Origin of the sequence: Spirosoma soli (assembly GCF_042684525.1) — a bacterium.
Taxonomy (GTDB): domain Bacteria; phylum Bacteroidota; class Bacteroidia; order Cytophagales; family Spirosomataceae; genus Spirosoma; species Spirosoma soli.
In genome coordinates, this window is the sequence record NZ_JBHULN010000019.1 from 42686 (window position 1) to 64023 (window position 21338).

A 21338-nucleotide genomic window follows, 5' to 3' on the forward strand; every position below is an offset into this window, starting at 1 on the left:
ATCAATAAATATTAAGCATACATGAACTTTTATAAAAATGTATTCACAAACCGTTGACAATCAGTCAATATTGGCGTAACAGTGGCCGCGTACTTTTGTAGGAAATACCTAGTTGGTACTAACCTGTAAACGTATGAAAACAAACAGTTTACGTTCTTCAATTGTATTGATTGACGCATTGCGAGGTCTGTCGATAGCATTTTTGCTCTGTCTTCTGTCTGGCTTTGCCGCTCTGGCCCAAACCATTACGGGTCGCGTTGTAGCCGCCGATGATAACCAGCCACTACCGGGCGTGTCGGTATTAGTTAAAGGCACAACAACGGGTACAACCACGCTCGCCGATGGCTCTTACACACTCAACAACATCAACGGGAAGGCAACGCTGACGTTTTCCTTCATTGGTTATGAAACGCAGGAGATTGTCGTAGGAAACCGCACAACGCTCGACGTATCGCTGAAAGCCGGCACGTCAACACTCAGCGAAGTAGTCGTAACGGCATTGGGTATTAAGAAAGACGTTCGTAACACGGGTGTTGCCATCCAAACAGTGGATGGAACCTCGCTGATCAAAGCCCGCGAACCCAACCCCATCAATAATCTGGCGGGTAAAGTAGCGGGTTTGACCATTGGAGCCAGCGCTGAGCTACTGGGTCGTCCGGCCGTTGTGCTGCGTGGCAACTCAGATGTTCTATTCGTAGTGGACGGGGTACCCATCAACTCTGATACGTGGAACATCAGCAACGACGATATTGAAACGTACACGGTGTTAAAAGGGGCCTCAGCATCGGCGCTGTACGGTTTCCGGGGTAAAAATGGTGCCATTCTGATCACCACCAAGCGCGGTTCTAAAGACAAGCGCGGCTTTTCGGTGGAAGTAAACACCAGCCAGCAGTTTGACAACGGATTCATTGCCATTCCGAAGGGGCAGGACCAGTACGGGCCCGGCGATCACGGTAAATACGCGTTCTTCGACGGGCGTGGAAATGGCCGGAATGATGGCGATTACGACATCTGGGGACCACCGCTTGATGGCCGGTTGTTGCCCCAGTATGACAGCCCGGTCGTGCCCGGCCAAACGTTTACAACGACGTTTTATGACGGCACTACGTTCCAGAGCAACCGGCAGCCCACCCCCTGGACAGCACGCGGGGCCAACAACCTCCAACGGTTTATTCAGACGGGAATTCTTTCAGCCAACAACATCGCCATTGCGTCGTCGGGTGAAAAACATGATCTCCGTATTTCGCTGTCGCACAACTACCAGCGTGGCCTGGTGCCCAACACGCGGCTGAACATTACAAACTTCAATATGTCGGCGGGCTATAACTTCTCGCCTAAACTGCGGTTTGAGTCGAATCTCAATTTCAACCGCCAGTCGACCCCTAACTTCCCCGACGTGAACTACGGGCCAAACTCGCTCATCTATAACATCGCGATCTGGGGTGGGGCCGACTGGAACGTCGATGATATGAAGCAGATCTGGCAACCGGGTAAAGAGGGTCTTCAGCAGATTTATGCCGAATACCAGCGTTATAATAACCCCTGGTTCCTGGCCGAGTATTGGTTACGTGGTCATTATAAAAATGATTTGTATGGGTATACCTCCCTGCGTTATCAGTTGGCTGATGGGTTGCAGCTAACCGGTAAGGCGCAGCTGACTACCTGGAACTTGCTGCGAACGGAGAAATTTCCGTATTCGGCAACGGTGTATGGCCGCGAAGAAGCGCGGGGGGATTACCGTGAGGATCGGCGGAATCTGCTCGATAACATTAACCAGGTGCTGCTACAATACGATAAGAAGGTCACGCCAAACCTGGCCGTTAATGCGCTGGCTGGTGGCGAATTACGGGTACTGAATTACAATTCCGACTATGCCAGCACGAACTACCTGAACGTACCGGGTGTATATAACCTGGGTAACTCGGCGAACTCGCCCATTGCCGCTAGCTATCAGGCTGACATGCGGGTGCTGTCGGCCTATTATTCGGCCGACTTCACGTTTCGTGATTACGTAACCCTCTCGACAACGGGTCGTATGGACAAGCTGTCTACCCTGCCCGCCAAGAACAATACGTACTTTTATCCATCCGTGGCACTGAGTACGGTTGTTTCGGATTATGTGAAACTGCCGGGTGCTGTATCGTTTTTGAAGTTGCGCGGTTCGTACGCCAACGTGAAAGACGCCCTGACACAGTCGACAATCAACAACGCTACGAATCCATTTTCAGGGTACGGCTCCAATCCGCTCGGTTACGGAGATAACTATTCTTCCTCTTACGGCGGACCGACGTATCAGAACTCGGGTGTGTATTCGGTGCCCTTGCTGTACAACAACAGACCGGCCGCCAGCTATACCAACACGCTCACGAATCCAGACCTGAAGCCTAATTCAACCTCGCAGGTTGAACTTGGCATGGACGCCCGCTTCCTGAGTAATCGAATTGCGTTGGATGTAGCTTACTTCGTTAGTAACGACGGTCCGCGCATTTTTACCTTACCCGTTTCGGAAGCAGTTGGTTACACGGGTCGGTTAGTGAATGGCATTCGGACGCAGAAGAAGGGGGTAGAAGTATCTGTGACGGGTAAGGCCCTGCGAACTTCCAGTGGGCTGAGCTGGGATGTTGTTGCTAACTACTCCACCTACACCGAACGCCTTAAAGAGGTATATCCGGAGGGCGGTATCAACACGCTCTCGTCCGACTATTTCGTCGGTAACAGCAGCAACCGCCGGTTCATCAACGTTGGCGACCGGGTTGATGGCTTTTATTCGGGTAAATTTCTGCGCACGACCGATGGCCAGATTATTAATGACGCGGGCGGCCGGCCGATCGTCAACACGGTGCCTCAGTTCATGGGGTACGTCAATCCGAAGTTCGTGTGGGGGATCAATAATCGCTTTGCTTACAAAAATTTCAACTTTAGCTTCCAGTTCGACGGTCGGGTTGGGGGTGTTATCGGGGATTACATTAAGCAGAAAACGTACCAGGGCGGCCGAAACATCGAAACCGCTGAAGGAGCTTTGGGCGAAGCCCGTAAACAGGACGTACAGGGTGTAAAAGCGTACCTCGGCGAAGGCGTTCAAATTGTGGGTACTGAAAGTAGAATCGCTGGGTATGATGCCAATGGTAACATCACCAACTACAGCGAGTTGCAGTTTGTGCCAAACGAAACTAAGACGTTCGCCCAGGACTACGTGGCCCGAGTCTATGGTCAGACAGAGGCTTTTCTGATCAGCCGCAGTTTTGCCAAACTACGCGAAGTGGTTATTGGATATACACTGCCCAGTACGTTGCTCAACCGGCTGGGCGTCCGGCAGGCCACGGTGTCAGTCGTAGGACGGAATCTCCTGTATTTTGCCGAGCGCAAGGACCTCGACCTTGATCAGTTTGTAACGGGGGGTATTTCGACCCTACAAACCCCGACAACCCGTCGGTATGGCATCAATCTGAACCTGACATTCTAAAACTGATCGGTCGATATGGCTAATAGAGTGCGTTTAAACAGAATTGACCCTATCGACCGATTTTTGACTCTAAAGCTATGAAGATTAATAAAATTGCTTTTTCCGTTCTGGCCATCGGGCTGACGCTGACCGGCTGCGAAAAGTCGTTTGACGAACTCGAACAGGACCCCAACCGCCCGGCAACTGCACCAGCCTCACTGGTCTTGAACGGCGTGTTGAATGACATGTACAACACTGCCGGAGGGGGCGGATGGAATGACTTTCAACGCTGGAACCAGTTTTATGCCAGTAACTATAACTACTACGCTACCAACGATTACGCCTGGACAACTACGTCGTTGCAGTATACCACGCTGAAAAACGTGGCGAAGATGGAAGAAGAGGCTAAGCGAGCCGGTTTGCCCGCCGTAAACGTGTATTCGGCGCTGGGTAAATTCTTCCGGGCGTACTTTTTTGAGAACATGACCAAGCGGGTAGGCGACATTCCTTTAACCGACGCGCTGCAAGGCCTGAATAGTTTGACGCCGAAGTATAACACCCAGAAAGAAGTGTATGCACAGGTGCTCACCTGGCTCGACGAAGCTAATAACGATCTAGCCACGCTGATTACCAGTTCAGATAATAACCTGCAAGGTGATATCTACTACGGCAATAGCCTGACCAAGTGGCAAAAAGTGGTCAATACGCTCAAGGTGCGCATTTTGATTAACCTGAGTCAGAAGCAGGATGACCCTGATTTGAAAGTGAAAGCCCGGTTTGCTGAAGTACTGAGTAACCCCACGAAATACCCGTTGATGACGAGCGCGGATGATAACCTGCAATACGTGTATAACAGCACCTACAACAAGTACAACCGCAATCCGGATAATTTTGGCCAGAATGCCACGCGGGAAAACATGGCCGCTACGTACCTCGGCACACTAACCAGCCTGAATGATCCCCGTACGTTTGTGGTAGCCGAACCAGCCGCGGCTAAACTAGCGGCTGGACTGAAGCCGACCGATTTCGGCGCGTTTGTTGGCGCATCGTCGGGAGAGGATTTAGCAACCATGTCGTCGAAGGCCAACAATGGTGAGTATTCGTTCCAGAACCGTAAGCGGTATTACAGCACATACACCGCTGAGCCCTACATCATTATTGGTTATCCGGAACTCCAGTTTAACATTGCAGAAGGGATCAACCGGGGCTGGAGCAGTGGCAATGCCGAAGAGTATTACAAGAAAGGAATTCAGGCATCCTGGAGTTTCTACGGCCTGACAGAGGGTGCCAATACGGTTTATTTCTCGGCGGATGGCGGGTATCGTACGTTCAACACCTATCAGGTGAACGTTAGCTTTAATGATTATTACACGCAACCCGCCGTTAAGTATGCTGGTAATAATGCCGATGGGTTGAAGGAGATTTTAACCCAAAAGTACGTAGCTTTCGCTCAGAACTCGGGGCTGGAAGCTTTCTACAACCAGCGCCGGACGGGCGTTCCAACGTTTCTGATTGGTCCGGGAACGGGTAACACCCAACGAATCGCTAAACGTTGGCAATACCCAAGCACCGAATCTGCCTACAATACGGCCAATTACAACGCGTCCATCGGCAGCCAATATGGTGGTAACGACGACATTAATGCCACTATGTGGATTCTGAAATAATGAGTGAATTATTTTGACATAGAGATACACAGAGACTTTTTATAGTCTCTGTGTATCTCTTTTATGCGCCGTGCATCTCTGTGTCATAAAATACATATGAACCGAAGAACCCTCCTCAAAACGGCCGGGCTGCTGCCCCTTGCGGACGCGCCTGAACTGATTGCTGCGCCCAATCCGGCCCGCAAACGCAGCGTTCGCTTTGCCTACATCGGCGATACGCACATTACGCCCGACACCAAGCCCATGCAGGCCATTGCTAAATGTTTCCATCACGCCCAGGATCAGGCCGATAAGCCCCAGTTCATCATGCACGGGGGCGACACCATCATGGACGCCCTGGCCCAGGACCGCGACAAGGTTCAGAAGCAGTGGGATGCCTGGAACACGATCATTAAAGCCGACAACTCGTTACCCATTGAGTATTGCATTGGCAACCACGATGTATGGGGATTCGAGAATGCCAAAAATGACCCGATGTACGGGAAGAAATGGGCTGTTGAGCAAATGAAAATCAGCGGCCGTTACCGGAGCTTCGATAAGAACGGCTGGCATTTCATAATTCTGGATAGTGTTCAGCCAACGCCCGAAGGTAAGTGGTACACCGGCCATCTCGACCCGGAGCAGATGGACTGGCTGAAGCAGGATTTAGCAAAAACGGATGCAAAAACACCTACTTTAGTGTTGTCGCACATCCCGATTCTGAGCGCCACGGCTTTCTACGACAAGAAGAACATGAAAAACGGGAACTGGCAGATTCCCGGCAGTTGGAACCATACTGACGCTGTTGAGCTAATCGAGTTGTTTTACCAGCACCCAAACGTAAAAGCGGCCATGAGCGGTCACATGCATTTGCTCGACCGGGTCGATTATAATGGGGTGGCTTATCTTTGCAACGGAGCCGTTAGCGGCAACTGGTGGACCAGCGACACGTATCAGCAAACCAAAGCGGGCTACGCGCTCATTGACCTATACGACGACGGCACCGTCGAACGGACGTATTTGCAGTACTAAAGAGCGAAAGCGTGAATGAGCGAAAGAGTGGTGGCTCATTCACGCTTTCGCTCTGTTTCGGCGGTCTGATTACACTCATTCACTTTTTATGGAAACCATAACTAATCTTTTCGCGCAGAGTGGTCAGGACGCTTACTATGGTGAGCCGGTTACGCAGCTTGAGCACGCGTTGCAATGCGCCCAGTTAGCCGAGAAGGCTGGAGCCGATGAAGAAACCGTTGTAGCCGCTTTTCTGCACGACATTGGCCACTTATTGCCGCCTGAGCTCGCCGGAGGTTACATGGACGGTTATGGTACGGTTGACCATGAAAAACTCGGCGCTGATTACCTGCGCGAACGCGGATTTTCGGAGAAGGTCGCGCAGTTGATTGAGCATCATGTGAATGCCAAGCGGTATCTGGTGTTCAAGAAGCCTGAGTACATGGCCCGACTGTCAGAAGCCAGTTTAAAAACACTAGAGTTTCAGGGTGGTCCCATGACGCCGGAGGAAGCCACTGCCTTTGAAGCCAACCCGTACTTTCACGAAATTCTGCAGGTACGCGGCTGGGATGAACAAGCTAAAATTCCCGGCTTGCCGACGCCGGATATGGATTATTATATAACCTTAAGTGAGCGGGTGTCCAGGATTTAGTTTTGTCATGCTGACGAAGGAAGCATCTTCGTTAAGAGCCGATAGCTTTTCTCACGACGAAGATGCTTCCTTCGTCAGCATGACAAAAATGAGCTATGCAGGTTCTTTTGCTCCTAGTTGCCTTTCTACTTACCACTCTTTCGGCTTTCTCCCAAAAAAACTATATTACCCTTCAGGTACCCGGTCGAGCCGAGTTCTGCAAGATAGACACCGCAGGCCGGTCCGTATTGCCCAGTGGGCGCTACGTAACGCCAGCGGGCCAAAGCCTCCGCATCACCAACGACCCATTCGGGCTAGCCCTCTCGCCCGACGGAACGAAAGCCGTTACGCTGCATGATGGCGTATTAACAGTTTTAGCGCTGAACGGTAGAACACAGGCCACCCGCGTTCCCGATTATGCGGGTAAGATTCCTTCGCCGGTCAGTGGGGCAACGTTTCTGGGCGTCGCCTTTGCAGCCGATAACCGAACGGCTTATCTGAGTAATGGCGACAAAGGCCGGGTAATTGTGTTCGATACCGAAACGCTACGGGCGACAGACAGCATTTCCCTAGATGGCAACGGCTACACCGACAGCTTTACCTCGGACCTGCTGCTGAACGGTAAAGAATTATTAGTCCTCGATCGAGCCAATTTCCGGCTGGTACGCGTTGACCTAGCCACCAAACAAATCAAAGCATCTATCCCAACCGGGCGGCAACCGTTTGGTTTGGCCGTTAGTCCGGATCGGAAGCTGGCCTTTGTGGCTAACGTTGGTCTGTACGAGTACCCTAAAGTGCCGGGTGTGACGCCGACTAACAAAGACACGATGATGCTCAAGTTCCCGGCTTACGGAGCGCACACCAAAGAGTCGCGGGAAGGCGTGGAGGTGGAAGGGCGCAAAATTCCGGGTCTGGGAAGCCCGCTGGCTGACGAAGCCATGAGTGTCTGGCTGGTCGATTTAGCAACGAATAAAGTGGTTAGTAAGCTGAAAACGGGGGTGCAGATTGGGGATCGGACCGGCGCCCGGATGATCGAAGAAGCGGAAGTCGTTGGCGGATCGTCGCCGAACTCTATTGTCGTTGGGAGCCGATACGCCTATGTCTCGAATGCTACCAACGACAATATTTCAATTATAGACTACCGATCTAAGAAAGAAGTAGGTACTATCCCGCTTAAAATAGATCCAAAGCTGGATCGCTATCGGGGACTAATGCCGTTTGGGCTGACCTTGACCAAAGACCAAAAGACGCTCTACGTAGCATTATTAGCTTTCAATGCCGTGGCGGTTGTTGATGTGCAGACACGCAAAGTGCGGGGGCTGATTCCCACCGGCTGGGGCCCCACGCGGGTGGCGCTTTCGCCGGACCGTGGCGACGGTCCGGGAAAAACATTGTATGTTACGTCGGCGCGGGGCTTTGGGGCTGGCCCAAATGGCGGTAAGGGCTTTGTAAAGCCACCTCAGGGGACGTATATCGGCGACATTCAACTGGCAACTTTTCAGGCGATTCCCGTCCCCGATGCCGCTCAGTTAGCCACCTACACCAAACAGGTTTTGGCCAACACGTACCAGGCTGTCACCGTTACCGACAATGGTAAAAATCCAGTGCCCGTTCTGCCCAGGACCCGAACATCCCCAATTAAACACATCGTTTATATCACGAAAGAAAACCGGACGTACGACGAAGTGTTTGGCCAACTCTCTACCGGTAAGGGCGATTCAACATTAGCCCGGTTTGGCGTAGGGGTAACGGTGAAAAGCCGGATTTCTACCAAGCGGGGCGCTGTGGGACGTACAACCGATCAGCCCGGTGATACGGTGACCGTAACGGCCGCCGACATCATGCCTAACCACACCCGCGTCGCCCGGCAATTTGCGTATTCAGACAATTTTTACTGCGATTCGGATGCCAGTATCCATGGGCACCACTGGATGATGGGTACCATCCCAAACGAATGGGTTGAGGCCAATGCTGCGTCGGCGGGACGGTTCGATGCTTTTTCCAAAGCGCCCGGTCGGCGATTCCCTAAGTCGTCGGGAGCCATCGACCCGGAGGATTATAACGAGATTGGCGGCTTGTGGGAGGCACTCGAACGAAGCAAAATATCGTTCTATAACTTCGGGCAAGTCAACGAATATGCCGGAAACTATGAAGAGCAGTTCGATACCACATTCGGCGCGGCTCAGCCCGTGGTGTTTCCGATGCCCGCAGCGGCCTTCCGGCATACGTCCCGCAACTTTGCCGGATACAATACCAATGTTCCTGACCAGTTCCGGATGGACCAGTTCGAGCGCGAGTTCACGGCCCGATGGTTGCCGAACGGCAAAAAGCCAGCTAAAGAACGACTGCCCCAACTGATCACGGCCATGTTACCGAACGACCACGGCGCGGGGGTGCGGGTCGAGGATGGTTACCCGTATCTACACTCGTACATGGCCGACAACGACCTGGCGGTAGGTCGAATGCTGAATTTCCTGTCGCGGACGCCCTATTGGAAGGACATGCTCGTCATTATCACCGAAGATGATCCGCAGGGGGGCGTTGATCACATTGACGCGCACCGGTCGATTCTGATGATGGCTGGGCCGTATGTGAAACGGGGTTACGTCTCGCACACGCACGCTAATTTCGGCTCCATCCTGAAGGTAATCTACAACGTTCTTGGGGTGCCGTACGTCAACCAGTACGATCAGACAGCTTCACTATTGCAGGACTTCTTTACGGATAAACCTGATTTGCGTCCTTACGATGCCGTCTTACCCGACGTTCGGATATTCGACCCGGTGCAGGCCATGAAGCCCTATAAAAAGAACTTTGACTGGCGGAAAATTCAGAAGGGACCGGAGATGGACGACCGGGCCGACCAACGGGCTGACCACTACCGGCAACAGAACGAAGGAAATTGAACATAATAAAAGCATAACAAACCTTTGCTGCGTAGTAGGCCCGTCTGCACCGTACTTTGCCGTCTTACTCAATCAACTATTCAAGGATGATCCGGATCTGTACGTTTTTATTTTGTTGTCTAACCGCCCTTTGCTCTGCTCAAACGATTACGGGTCTCGTACGCGACGCCCGTACGAACACGCCTATAGCCGGTGTTACTGTACAATTGGTGCCTACAGTCAAGGGGACGTCGACCGATCAGCAAGGGTATTTTTCGTTCAGCAACGTCCCAGATGGGAATTATCGACTGCGTGTCAGCTCAGTAGGGTATCGAACAGAAGAGAAACCAGTAGATTATAAAAACGGCAGCGAAGTAAATACAACCATTGCGCTTGAACCGGCCGCTATTCAACTCAATCAACAAACTGTCACGACCGTTCAGCGTACCGAAACGCCTGAATTTGTCCGGCCGGAAGTAACGACCGTGCTGACTGGCCGCGACCTCCGCCAGCGTGCGCCCCGCTCCGTGCCCGAAGCGTTGTTTGGTCAACCGGGCGTCTTTTTACAGAAGACGAATCATGGGGGAGGTTCGCCATTCGTTCGGGGGTTAACGGGGCAACAGACGTTGTTGTTAGTAGACGGAATCCGGCTCAACAACGCGACGTTCCGCTCGGGTCCTAATCAATACCTGAACACCATTGATCCGCAGAGTGTCGGGCAAATTGAAGTGGTGCGGAGTACTGGCTCAGTGGCCTACGGTAGCGACGCCATCGGTGGTGTCATTAACGTCTTGACTAAAACCCCCCAATTCTCAGACCAGCGCGGATTCAATGGCAACGTTTTTCTAAAAGCGGCTACGCAGGGCATGGAATATACCGGACGGGCCGAAGTGGGCTATCGATCGCCGACCATAGCGGTGCTGGGTGGACTGGCGTATCGGAAGTTCGGTGACCTGGTAGCGGGCGAAGGGCTGGGAAAGCTGACGCCAACGGGCTATAACCAGGTTTCGGGTGATGTGAAAGCCCGGTTCCGGCTTTCGGATCGGTTTGTCGCTACGGTGGCGTACCAAAGTCTGCGGCAGGATAGCGTACCGGTCTATCATCGGGTGCGGTTAGAAAACTACGCCTACTACCAGTTTAACCCGCAAACCCGTAACCTGGCCTACGCTCGTCTGGAAGGGTTTTATAACCGGCCTTACCTGCATTCAATTCAACTGACGGCTTCGTGGCAACGCCAGATCGAGGGTCGCCAGAGCCAGCGGAACGCGAATCTAACGGCGATCTATGAACGCGACGAAACAACAACTAACGGCCTGACGCTGCTGGCTACTGCTGAACCCCTGCGTTTCTGGCGCATGCAGAACGGGGTTGAGTGGTACTTCGACCGGGTGGGTAGTAATCGGGAGGACGTGAATACACAGACGGGAGTAGGAGCCATCAAGCGTGGCTTGTACCCTGACCGGGCTAGCATGAGTAGTCTGGCTGTATTTTCCATGCATACGCTCACCTTTAACCGGCTAACGGTGACGGCCGGTGGCCGCTACAACGCATTTCAGATCAGTACGCCAGAGCAAACCCTGGGAGAAGCTACCATTCGACCATCGGCTTTGGTCGGTAATCTGGGAGTATCATTCGCCATCGTACCAACGGTGCGGTTAGTTGCATCGGTGCAATCGGCGTTCCGGGCTCCCAACGTCGATGATCTGGGTACACTCGGCATCGTTGATTTTCGCTATGAAGTGCCCAACAGTAGCTTACAGCCCGAGCGGTCGTTGAATAAGGAGGCTGGCGTAAAAGTGAGGACAGAGCGGTTCTCGGCGACGGTCCTGGCTTACCACAACAAATTAAGCAATTTCATTAGCCGGGTGCGGGCAGGGAATGACTCAATCCAGGGTTACCCGGTATTTCTGAAGCAGAACAGCGCCGAGTCGTTCATTCGTGGCCTGGAAGCGGAAGCCGAATACGAGCTGGTCCGTAGCTGGTTAGTGTACGGTAGCATGACCTACACCTATGGGCAAAACAGCACGGCTAATGAGCCTTTTCGTCGGATTCCGCCCCTTAATGGACGATTTGGGGTAACGTATCAACCAACGACGGGCTGGTGGGCGCGGGCCGAATTGCTTTATGCCGGCGCGCAAACCCGGCTGGCCGCAGGCGACGTCTCAGATAACCGCATTGCCAAAGGTGGAACGCCTGCCTGGGAGGTTATAAACGTGAACGGTGGTTACCGGTGGCGTAACGTGACGGTCAGCGCGGAACTACAAAACCTGACTAACGAAGCTTACCGAACGCATGGCTCGGGAGTGGACGGCGTGGGGCGAAGCGCGTGGCTGTCGGTGTTAGTTAACTTTTAATGGCTTAGTTATTACACAGATATTCATAGAGCAAAGGTAAATTCACGGAGACTCTGCGTAACTCTTTTATTCTCCGTGAATCTCCGTGTAACAACCTTTTGAACGTACCATGCGCCTAACGTTTCTTTTCCTCTTCCTGCCGCTCAGCATCTTCGCCCAGCCGACTCAACGCTACGTCATTACGGCACCGGCAGGTAGCGAGTACACGAAAATCGACAAAGCGGGCCGGACCGTGTTGCCCAATGGTCGGTTTATTACCCCCCGTGGCCGACAGATTCAAACCGCCCCGCACCCGTACGGATTGGTGCTTAGCCCCGATGGTAAGTCGGTTGTTACGGCCAATTCAGGTATTAATCCGTTCTCGATATCCATTCTGCGTAATGTAGTCGGCCCGAATCCCTCGGTGCAGCAAATTCCCGAAGGAGTCAAAACCGACAACGGCATTCTGGAAGCCTGCTTCATGGGCCTGGCCATTACCCCAGATGGCAAAAACGTGTACGTGGCCGGTGGCGAAACCAATAAAATATTCGCCTTCGATCTGGCAACGGGTAAGCCTGCCGGAACGATCAATTGCAGCGTTAAAACCGCTACCAGCGATTTCTCGCACGGCTACATCGGCGATATGGTAATGACTCGCGATGGTAAAACGTTGTATGCTGTCGATCAGATTGGCTTCCGAATGCTGGTGATTGATGTAGCCACGAAAAAGATTCTGCACAACGTACCAACCGGTCGCTACCCATTCGGCATCACCCTGTCGCCGGATGAAAAGGTAGCTTACGTAGCGAACGTAGGTGTTTTTGAGTATAAGACTTTCACGAATTTAGACCGGAAAAACCTCAAGACGACTGCTCATGACTACCCAGCTTCTAAATACGGCTCGAAAGAAATGCGCGAAGGCGATGCCGCCAAAGGTGTTCCAGCCCTTGGCGACCCCAACGCACCCGAAGCGTTTTCGGTCTGGAGTTTTAGCCTTGCCGGAACGCCAGGCGTAACGGCTAAGATTAAAACAGGTTTTCTGGTTGGGCAAATGGTCGAAGATTTTCCCGCCGTGGGTGGATCGAGCCCGAATTCGGTAGTAGCAACGGATCAGTATGTCTTTGTCAGCAATGGCAACAACGATTGCGTATCGGTGATCGACGTGAAAACGAACGCTGTTGTCAAAAATATTGCCCTCACACCCGATGCCCGGCTTGGAAAATTGCGCGGGGTTATTCCTTTTGGATTGGCCCTCTCGCCCGACAGCAAACGGCTTTACGTAGCCGAAGCTGGTATCAACGCCGTGGGTGTTATCGACGTACCGACGCTGGCCGTGGTGGGCCACATCCCGACGGGCTGGTTTCCGTCCAAATTGAAGGTAAGCATCGATAATACAAAGCTGATTGTGGCTAACGCCAAAGGCTACGGCAGCGGCCCAAACGGCGGGCGCACGTTCAAACTGGGCGCTCAGGGTAGCTACATTGGTAACCTAATGAACGGGACCGTCTCCGTGATCGACATTCCCGGCGATGTAAACCTGAAAGCCGAAACGGAGCAGGTGGTGCAAAATAACTTTACGATTCGACCGGTTGCCGACGTGAAGCCAACCAGCAATCCAATTCCAGCTTTTCTTAGCCGAAACGCTGCTTCGCCTATTAAACACATTGTCTTTATCGCTAAAGAAAACCGGACGTATGACGAAGTGTTCGGACAAATGCCTAATGGCGAAAACGACTCGACACTAGCCCGCTACGGTGTGGGTGTAACAGTGAAGAGTAAGCGGGGGAATCAGACGGTTGAGAAAGCCAGTGTTATGCCCAATCATCTGGCGCTGGCTCGCCGTTTTGCCATGTCTGACAACTTCTACTGCGACTCTGATGTATCGGCTGATGGGCACCGTTGGCTGGTGAATACCTACCCGAACGAGTGGGTCGAAACGGGAACCGCAGCGGCTTATGGCGGCAAACGTTCTATGCGCGATTCCTCCAACGCCCCCGGCAACCTGAGTTTTTACGGCTCGGCAGGATCAATCTACCCCGAAGATTACAACGAAGGTGGATCTATGTGGGACCATCTCGAACGCTGGAAGAAAGACTTCTTCAATTTTGGCTTTGGCGTTGAAATGGCCGGTGCTTACAGCGACAGCACGATGAAGTACATCGGCGAAAAATACACCATCAATTACCCACTGCCCGCTCCCTTGTTCGACCGCTCGTCGCGCACCTTTCCCACCTACAACATGGCTGTACCCGACCAGTTTCGGGCCGATGTGTTCATGAAGGAGTTTAAGGAAAAGTGGCTGCGGTCCGACGGGTCGGTGGGAAAAGATACCCTGCCGCCTGTCATCACGCTGATGATACCCAATGATCATGGCACCAATCCTCGTCCGAAAGCGGGTTTTCCGTTCACGGAAAGCTACATGGCTGATAATGACCTGGCGCTGGGCCGCACAGTTGAGTTTCTCTCTCAAACGCCTTACTGGAAGAATATGGCCATTTTTGTGGTCGAGGATGATCCGCAGGGCGGAGTCGATCACGTGGATGCGCACCGGAGTCTGATGCTGGCTATTTCGCCTTACGTCAAGCGAAACTACGTGGGCCATGTTCACTACAGCTTCGGGAGCGTGTTCAAAACGTTCTGGAATATCCTGGGCATTCCGTGCCTGAACCAATACGATGCTGGAGCAACCGATATGTCGGACCTATTTACCGATCAGCCTGATTTTACGCCTTATCGCGCCCTACCCGCCGATGTACGCCTGTTCGATCCGCAGAAAGCACTCGATCCTTTCGACGAAAAGTTCGATTGGAAAGCCTTCTCCGAATCCGAAGAGCTGGACCGGACCGAAACCATGCAGAAGCGCCGGGCCGAAGATGACGCCGAAGCCCGCGAAAAAGCCGGCAAGAAACGTAAAACGAAGCGCAGTCGATAAAGCCTGTTTTGTTTTATCTTGCCGTAAAATGTAGATTTATGACGTACAACGTTAACGTAATTCACAAAAAGACGAAAACGGGTATTACGTTTTTTGTCCGCGTTAGAAGGCTGTCAGCGTTATCACTTGATCGCTCGGAATAGCTGTTGCCTGAACTACCAATTTTAGACGCCAAAGAAGCAGAAAGACTCTTTGCCAGTATGGCTCCCTGTGGATACGGACAAAAAGGGGGCATCGTATTTATCAGAAAGAGGAAGCGGGCGTAGTTCTGCCGTATCATGCCGGGAGGAGTCCGTATCCGAAGATCGTTAAAGAAGTTTTGACCGCTATTGGCGAACTATAACCCGTGAAATCACCCGCTTTCCTCCGACACCCTACATCATTGATGCTTTTCGGCGCTACGGCTGCCTTCTGCACCTACGCCTGCATGTACGCCTTCCGCAAGGGCATTACTGCTGTTACCTTCGAGGGTATGGCCTTTGCTGGTATCAACTATAAGATTTGGCTGGTTACCGCGCAGGTGATGGGCTATGCCGCTTCCAAAGGTATTGGGATAAAGGTTGTTTCGGAAATGACGCCGGGACGTCGGGCGGCTAGCCTGCTGGGGTTTGTTGGCGTGGCGTTACTGGCGTTACTGGCTTTTGCGCTCGTCCCCGCGCCCTGGAACATTGGGTTTCTGTTTCTGAACGGACTACCACTGGGCATGGTCTACGGCGTCATGCTGGGTTTTCTGGAAGGCCGTCGTCAAACCGATGCGATGGTGTCGGGACTGACGGCTTCGTTTATCTTCGCGTCGGGTTTTGTCAAAACGGTGGCGCTGACGATCAAAAGTGACTGGGGCGTGTCGGAGTTCTGGCTGCCCTTCGTAACGGGTTCATTGTTTGTGGTTCCTATGCTCATTTCGGTGTATGCGTTGACCCTACTGCCTCCGCCCACCGCCGAAGACCGAGCGCTGCGGACAGAGCGTAAGCCAATGAACACCTCCGAACGGCAGGCTTTTGTTAGCAATTTTAAGCCGGGATTGGTATTGTTAATTTTGTCATACGTGCTATTAACCGCATTCCGCGACTTCCGCGACAACTTCGGTCCTGAGATTATGAAAGACGCCGGAGTAGAAAATGCGGGCGTTTTCGCACGAACAGAGACATTAGTGGCCGTCGGCATTCTGATTGTAATGGCCCTGCTTCAGCGCGTCACCGACAACTTCCGCGCATTTGCCTTGCTCAACGGCATCATGCTGGCGGGTGGTATATTAGTTGGAGTAAGCACCTGGGCTTATTCGGTTGGCGTGCTCTCGCCGGGCAATTGGTTTTTGCTGACCGGCTTAGGCTTATACATGGGCTACGTTCCCTGCAATGGTCTGTATTTCGAGCGATTGGTTGCCGCCTTCCGATACGTGAGCACCGTCGGCTTTATCGTCACGCTGGCCGACTGGTACGGCTATCTGGGCAGCGTGGGCGTGTTGCTCTACAAAAATTTCGGGCAGGGTGAAATCAGCTATCGCCTGTTCTTCATGAACGGCGCGTATATATTGGCAGTGGTATACAGTGTGCTGGTTGTGGCTTCATTCGCCTATTTCAGAAGGCGATTTCGGGGAGAGGATACGCCGACCCGCCATCTGGTTGTTGAGTAACTTCTGCTCGCTTTCTTACTAATTCCTGTTACCTCTGATGCGCTATGCAAGGCTTTCTTCCGAGACGTACTAAAATCGTCTTTGAGCGAACGGTTGTGCGCTGACGATTTTATACAATACCTGACTATAAGGCTTCAATAGTTTTGTGCGACGTGCTAAGTCGTTCTTTCTCACCACAGAAAGCGAGGAGAACACCTACTTATTTAACGCTACAGTCTATGAAGCTATATCTTACTGGCCTGATTACGTTGGCTTTGTTACTTCAGCAATGCAGCCAAAAACAAACCGACGACATTACTCCCGATGTCGAGCAGCCTGTTCAGGCTACTTACCAGGTTGAATATTCTGCCAACACGGTCGTCATCGACGACGCTGGTGTCAAAACCCTGACCAAGGCAGACATAACGACTGGTGTTTACACGTTTCGCAATCCGCCCGAAGCCGTTACCAAATTAGAGGTTGGTCAGATCGTTCTTCTTTCGGGTAATTCACTCCGCAAGGTGACAAGCGTGCAACGGTCAGGTAGCGATGTTACGGTGCAGACCCAGCCGGCCGCTTTAACCGAAGCGATTCAGAATGGCATCATTGCTTATGATACGGACTTTCGTTGGACAAGCGCACAGGCTGGAGGACGTGTTGGAGCAACGGCTGGCGTACAGGAATGGAGCCGGGAACTGACATACAGCGGAACCATTGCTGGCTGGAACACAGAGATGAAACTAACGCCCACGCCTGATACGCTAAGGATTAATCTCAAGCTGGTCAAGAAAGTCGGCGGGCAGGATGCTGCCGTTGTGCGGGCTGAAGGGTGGCTAAGTAACTTTCAACAACATACTGACATTCGGATTCAAAATGGCGAATTGACGTCCTTTGTGCACGAGAACCGCAACTTGAAAGGTCAAATAGAAGTAAAGTTTGCGGCTGTTCAGAACGCTAGCAATGTTCAGGCAACCATATCGGTTCCGGCGGAACTGTCGTTCCCGATTCGTGTGGGGCCGATCCCTATGTCGCTGAACATCGGGTTAGTGGCCAAAGTGATCCCACAGCTGTTTGGTGAATCGAGCAGCGAAGGGAGTTTCAAACTTACTTACGACAGCGATTTAGGATTTGCCGTTCGAGATGGCGCACCGGAATCGCGTTCGGCATTACGTAATCCGTTGTATCTATTAACCGGCAAAACGGGCAGTGCTGGTTTCGAGGCTGTTGGTTTCGGCGTTGGGTTGGAATTTCCAAAGATATCGCTCAGAATTCTGGGGGGTATAGTGGTGCCATCGCTGGTGGTTAATACGGCCGTGTATAGTGTCTTTGAGCCACCCTATGGCGGAGGACTTACGGCCGCTTGCCAGGAAGGTGACATTAGCATAAAAGCCGAAGCCGGTGTTGAATTATCCGTTCTGTCGTTGTCGTACCAGCCGGTTCAGATCACCTTATTCAACGATCGTAAAACCTGGAAAGAAGGAAGCTGCCCCCCTTGACATCCGCTGCCGACTGGTATATATGCCGTTGGCTTTATTGATTGGCTCAGTGAACTCAACGGCACACGTTATTATCTTTAGCGTATGAATCCTGACAAAGCTGATGAACGAGACGCCAACGCCCAACTTGAACGATTACCACTCTTCCTTATTCTCTTCAGAAATGACTGTAGCGGGAACGTTCATACGGGCCAATAGCGCCGACAGCAGCTCTATGTCTGCTCCATCTTCGTGAGTAATAATCGCGATGACATTAGTGTCTTATTTAGTGTAGGTTGATTTACGTATTTTAGACGATTGTTAGTGCTTTAAATCACATCTACGACCTAAATGCTGATCGATTTGCCGATTGCTTCGGAAATAGTGAATAAACATTTGAGGGCTTCGTGGAGCCGAACCGCTCGGTGCAAACAGATCCAAACTTACATGCAACTAAACTATGCATGATGTCTGCAAGTAGCTCACGTCACTACTAAATTGCCACCCTAGTACCAATCGCTGAAGGTACTCGCTGGAGCTTTACGCCCGACTAACCAGTGCTGCGGCAAGCCAATGGATACGGTTCTGTCTTTTAATGCGTTCAAGGCGTAGGTGTTTTCTTTACTTCTATGGCTATTTTCTGGTCCAGGATAAAAGCAATCTCCTGACCACTTCGGCGTTGGTTTATAGCCTCGAAAAGCCAGATACTCATTAAAGTCAAGCGGATATAATTCGAAAATTCGTTTACGCCCGGCTAGACTTTCGGTGAAGTGGTTTTTGAGATAATACGAACATGAACCCGTCAGAATAAATTTTATTCCGTATGTATCGTATAAATATTTGATTACACTAGGAATGGCAGGAACCAATTGTACTTTATCTAGTGCTAGTACCCCGGGTTGACCTAAATTTAGACCCAGCGTTCAAAGGCCGATTTCAATATCATCATATAGCGACTGGTTGAACAACAAGCGGTTCTCCGCTTTCTCCAAATACACAATGTATTAGTATGGGTCACTTTACTAAGTAAGTAACGCACCGCGTCGTTTTACCGACACGACGTAAACCTGTAATTACAGTAGCCTGGCGTCTACCTGGCTGGTTTTATGCCCCGATCACTATCAAACAAACCCATTTCTCCCTCATCTTTGTTATCTCCTAGAAACAACCTGAGGTCAGACTGAATGAGAAGTTATGCAATGCCATAGGCTAATGTAGACCGCTCTTTCACTCTCTCGCTCTTTCGCTCATTATACATGAAATTACTCAAAGTAGCCGCCGGTGTCCTGAATCAAACCCCGCTCGCGTGGGAAAGCAATAAGCAAAACATCATCAACGCCATTGAAGCCGCCAAAGATCAGCAAATTAGCTTGCTGTGCCTGCCCGAACTTTGCATATCAGGCTACGGCTGCGAAGATGCGTTCTATGCCCAGAACACCATCGATCAGTCTATTGCATCGTTACTGGATATTGTCCCGTACACGAGTGACATTGCCGTATCGGTAGGGCTGCCGATGCGGCACAATAACCGGACAATCAACACGGCCTGTCTAATCGCCAATAAGCGAATCCTTGGTTTTGTGGGGAAGCAGTACTTACCCAATAACAGCATTTACTATGAACTCCGGTGGTTCCAACCGTGGGTACAGGGGCTTCGCGATGATGTACACATTGGTGAGTTTACTTACCCATTTGGTGATCTGGTTTTTGACTTGTCGGGAATACGGGTTGCCTTTGAAATTTGTGAGGACGCCTGGATTGCCAACCGGCCGGGTCGGGCCTTGTACGAGCGGGGTGTCGACATTATCATGAACCCGAGTGCGAGCCATTTTGCGTTCTTTAAATCGCAGGTGCGCGAACGGCTGGTCGTCGATGCGTCGCGGGCGTTTGGCGTCTCGTATATCTACACCAATATGCTGGGCAACGAAGCCGGTCGGACGATCTTTGATGGCGACGCCATGATCGCTATGAATGGCGAACTGCTTGTGTCGGGAAACCGACTCAGCTACGAAGATTTCGTGATTGTTCCCGCCGTGATCGACATTGATAATACTCGCCTGAACCAAGTGCAAAACCGAGGTAATCTGGCCCTGAGCTTTCCAAACCTGCGCGTGTCCGAACGGTTCGAGTGGCCTGAGGTAACCCCGGTTATTCAGAAAGCGGAACTTGAAGCGTGGGAGCGGGGTGGTTACTTAAAAGAAGAGGAATTTGCGCGGGCGGTGGCGTTGGGTTTATTTGATTATCTACGAAAGAGTCGCTCGCAGGGCTACGTGCTGTCATTGAGCGGGGGGGCTGACTCATCGGCTATTGCGGCAACGGTCTTTCTAATGATTCGCATGGCCGTTGAAAACATCGGTATTGATGGCGTCAAGAAGAAACTAAGCTACATCAAAGCGATTCAGGATTCTAAAGCACCGGAAGAGATGGTTGGTAAGTTGCTGACGGTAATGTACCAAGGTACCGAAAACTCATCTGACGATACGTTCAATTCAGCTAAAGAGTTGGCCGACGATATTGGAGCTACGTTCTTGAACATCAATATCAACGGCCTGGTCGATACGTACCGCGGATTAATTGAAGGGCAACTGGGTCGTAAACTATCCTGGGATACCGACGATCTGGCGTTGCAGAACATCCAGGCGCGGGTACGGGCACCAAGCATCTGGATGATTGCTAACATCAACAATGCGTTACTGCTAAGCACGTCAAACCGGTCAGAAGCGGCTGTCGGTTACGCGACCATGGATGGCGATACGGCGGGTAGCATTTCACCGATTACGGGCATTGATAAGCACTTTCTGCGCGGCTGGTTGCGGTGGTTAGAGAACGTAGGACTCAATGTCAAAAATGCGCCAGCGCCCACCGACCGAACGGGCGAGGCCGTCAACTCAACATCGCCTGACGATTTCATTCGAATCAAAGGGCTCCATGCGGTCAATAATCTGCAACCCACCGCCGAGCTTCGTCCACTGGACAAGAAGCAAACCGACGAAGACGATCTGATGCCATACGATGTGCTGAACTCAATTGAAGAAGCCGCCATTCGCGACAAGCAGGCACCAGTTGAGGTACTTAAACTTATAGAGGTGCGTTACGCGGGCCGGGCCGGCGTTCCGGGACACGACCGGGAAAAATTATTGATCTGGGTAGAGCGCTTCTTCAAACTCTGGAGCCGTAACCAGTGGAAGCGGGAACGGTATGCCCCTTCATTCATGCTCGACGACCACAACCTCGACCCACGCACCTGGTGCCGCTTCCCGATTTTGTCGGGTGGTTTCGAGAAAGAACTCGCTGAAATGCGTGAGTGGGCTGCTGGTCAGAAGCGCGATAGCCGGAAAGGGAAGATTGGGTTTTAATAAAAACAGCCTAAC

Annotated in this window: 10 protein-coding genes and 1 pseudogene; 10 read left to right on the plus strand and 1 reads right to left on the minus strand. The window is 51.9% G+C overall.

Annotated features, from left to right (window positions below):
• The first annotated feature begins 133 nt into the window (after window positions 1–133).
• The 9 genes from ACFSUS_RS23375 (at window position 134) to ACFSUS_RS23415 (ending at window position 17988) form a co-directional block, all read left to right on the plus strand.
• Window positions 134–3463 (plus strand): SusC/RagA family TonB-linked outer membrane protein, encoded by a 3330-nt coding sequence (locus tag ACFSUS_RS23375; protein ID WP_381526400.1) that lies wholly within the window; start codon window positions 134–136, stop codon window positions 3461–3463.
• Window positions 3464–3540: 77 nt separating this feature from the next.
• Window positions 3541–5109 carry a SusD/RagB family nutrient-binding outer membrane lipoprotein gene (locus ACFSUS_RS23380; protein ID WP_381526403.1) on the plus strand — a complete coding sequence of 523 codons (1569 nt, stop codon included), beginning with the start codon at window positions 3541–3543 and terminating at the stop codon, window positions 5107–5109.
• Between the two features lie 96 nt (window positions 5110–5205).
• Entirely contained in the window at window positions 5206–6120 is a 915-nt protein-coding gene (locus tag ACFSUS_RS23385; protein WP_381526405.1) for a metallophosphoesterase family protein, read from the plus strand.
• An 88-nt stretch (window positions 6121–6208) separates the two neighbouring features.
• Window positions 6209–6751, plus strand: coding sequence for a phosphonate degradation HD-domain oxygenase (locus ACFSUS_RS23390; RefSeq protein WP_381526407.1), 543 nt, complete (start codon window positions 6209–6211; stop codon window positions 6749–6751).
• 95 nt (window positions 6752–6846) lie between these two features.
• Entirely contained in the window at window positions 6847–9636 is a 2790-nt protein-coding gene (locus ACFSUS_RS23395; protein WP_381526408.1) for a phosphoesterase, read from the plus strand.
• A gap of 86 nt (window positions 9637–9722) precedes the next feature.
• Window positions 9723–11969 carry a TonB-dependent receptor gene (locus ACFSUS_RS23400; protein WP_381526410.1) on the plus strand — a complete coding sequence of 749 codons (2247 nt, stop codon included), beginning with the start codon at window positions 9723–9725 and terminating at the stop codon, window positions 11967–11969.
• Between the two features lie 109 nt (window positions 11970–12078).
• Window positions 12079–14880: a bifunctional YncE family protein/alkaline phosphatase family protein gene (locus tag ACFSUS_RS23405; RefSeq protein ID WP_381526411.1), complete on the plus strand. Its 2802-nt coding sequence runs from the start codon at window positions 12079–12081 to the stop codon at window positions 14878–14880.
• 346 nt (window positions 14881–15226) lie between these two features.
• Window positions 15227–16513 carry a DUF5690 family protein gene (locus ACFSUS_RS23410; protein ID WP_381526413.1) on the plus strand — a complete coding sequence of 429 codons (1287 nt, stop codon included), beginning with the start codon at window positions 15227–15229 and terminating at the stop codon, window positions 16511–16513.
• 218 nt (window positions 16514–16731) lie between these two features.
• Complete coding sequence (locus tag ACFSUS_RS23415; protein ID WP_381526415.1) at window positions 16732–17988, plus strand: hypothetical protein; 1257 nt, start codon at window positions 16732–16734, stop codon at window positions 17986–17988.
• A gap of 740 nt (window positions 17989–18728) precedes the next feature.
• Here ACFSUS_RS23415 and ACFSUS_RS23420 read toward each other — a convergent pair.
• Window positions 18729–18836 (minus strand): annotated as a pseudogene (locus ACFSUS_RS23420) (hypothetical protein); the annotation flags it as partial.
• A gap of 387 nt (window positions 18837–19223) precedes the next feature.
• Between ACFSUS_RS23420 and nadE the strand changes: the two are divergent.
• Window positions 19224–21323: an NAD(+) synthase gene (gene nadE, locus ACFSUS_RS23425; protein WP_381526417.1), complete on the plus strand. Its 2100-nt coding sequence runs from the start codon at window positions 19224–19226 to the stop codon at window positions 21321–21323.
• The last annotated feature ends 15 nt before the right edge of the window (window positions 21324–21338 follow it).

Coding starts and splice junctions, on each gene's coding strand:
- ACFSUS_RS23405 (WP_381526411.1), top strand. CDS start 12,079: ATGCGCCTAACGTTTCTTTTCCTCTTCCTGCCGCTCAGCATCTTCGCC.
- ACFSUS_RS23385 (WP_381526405.1), top strand. CDS start 5,206: ATGAACCGAAGAACCCTCCTCAAAACGGCCGGGCTGCTGCCCCTTGCG.
- nadE (WP_381526417.1), top strand. CDS start 19,224: ATGAAATTACTCAAAGTAGCCGCCGGTGTCCTGAATCAAACCCCGCTC.
- ACFSUS_RS23395 (WP_381526408.1), top strand. CDS start 6,847: ATGCAGGTTCTTTTGCTCCTAGTTGCCTTTCTACTTACCACTCTTTCG.
- ACFSUS_RS23390 (WP_381526407.1), top strand. CDS start 6,209: ATGGAAACCATAACTAATCTTTTCGCGCAGAGTGGTCAGGACGCTTAC.
- ACFSUS_RS23415 (WP_381526415.1), top strand. CDS start 16,732: ATGAAGCTATATCTTACTGGCCTGATTACGTTGGCTTTGTTACTTCAG.
- ACFSUS_RS23380 (WP_381526403.1), top strand. CDS start 3,541: ATGAAGATTAATAAAATTGCTTTTTCCGTTCTGGCCATCGGGCTGACG.
- ACFSUS_RS23400 (WP_381526410.1), top strand. CDS start 9,723: ATGATCCGGATCTGTACGTTTTTATTTTGTTGTCTAACCGCCCTTTGC.
- ACFSUS_RS23375 (WP_381526400.1), top strand. CDS start 134: ATGAAAACAAACAGTTTACGTTCTTCAATTGTATTGATTGACGCATTG.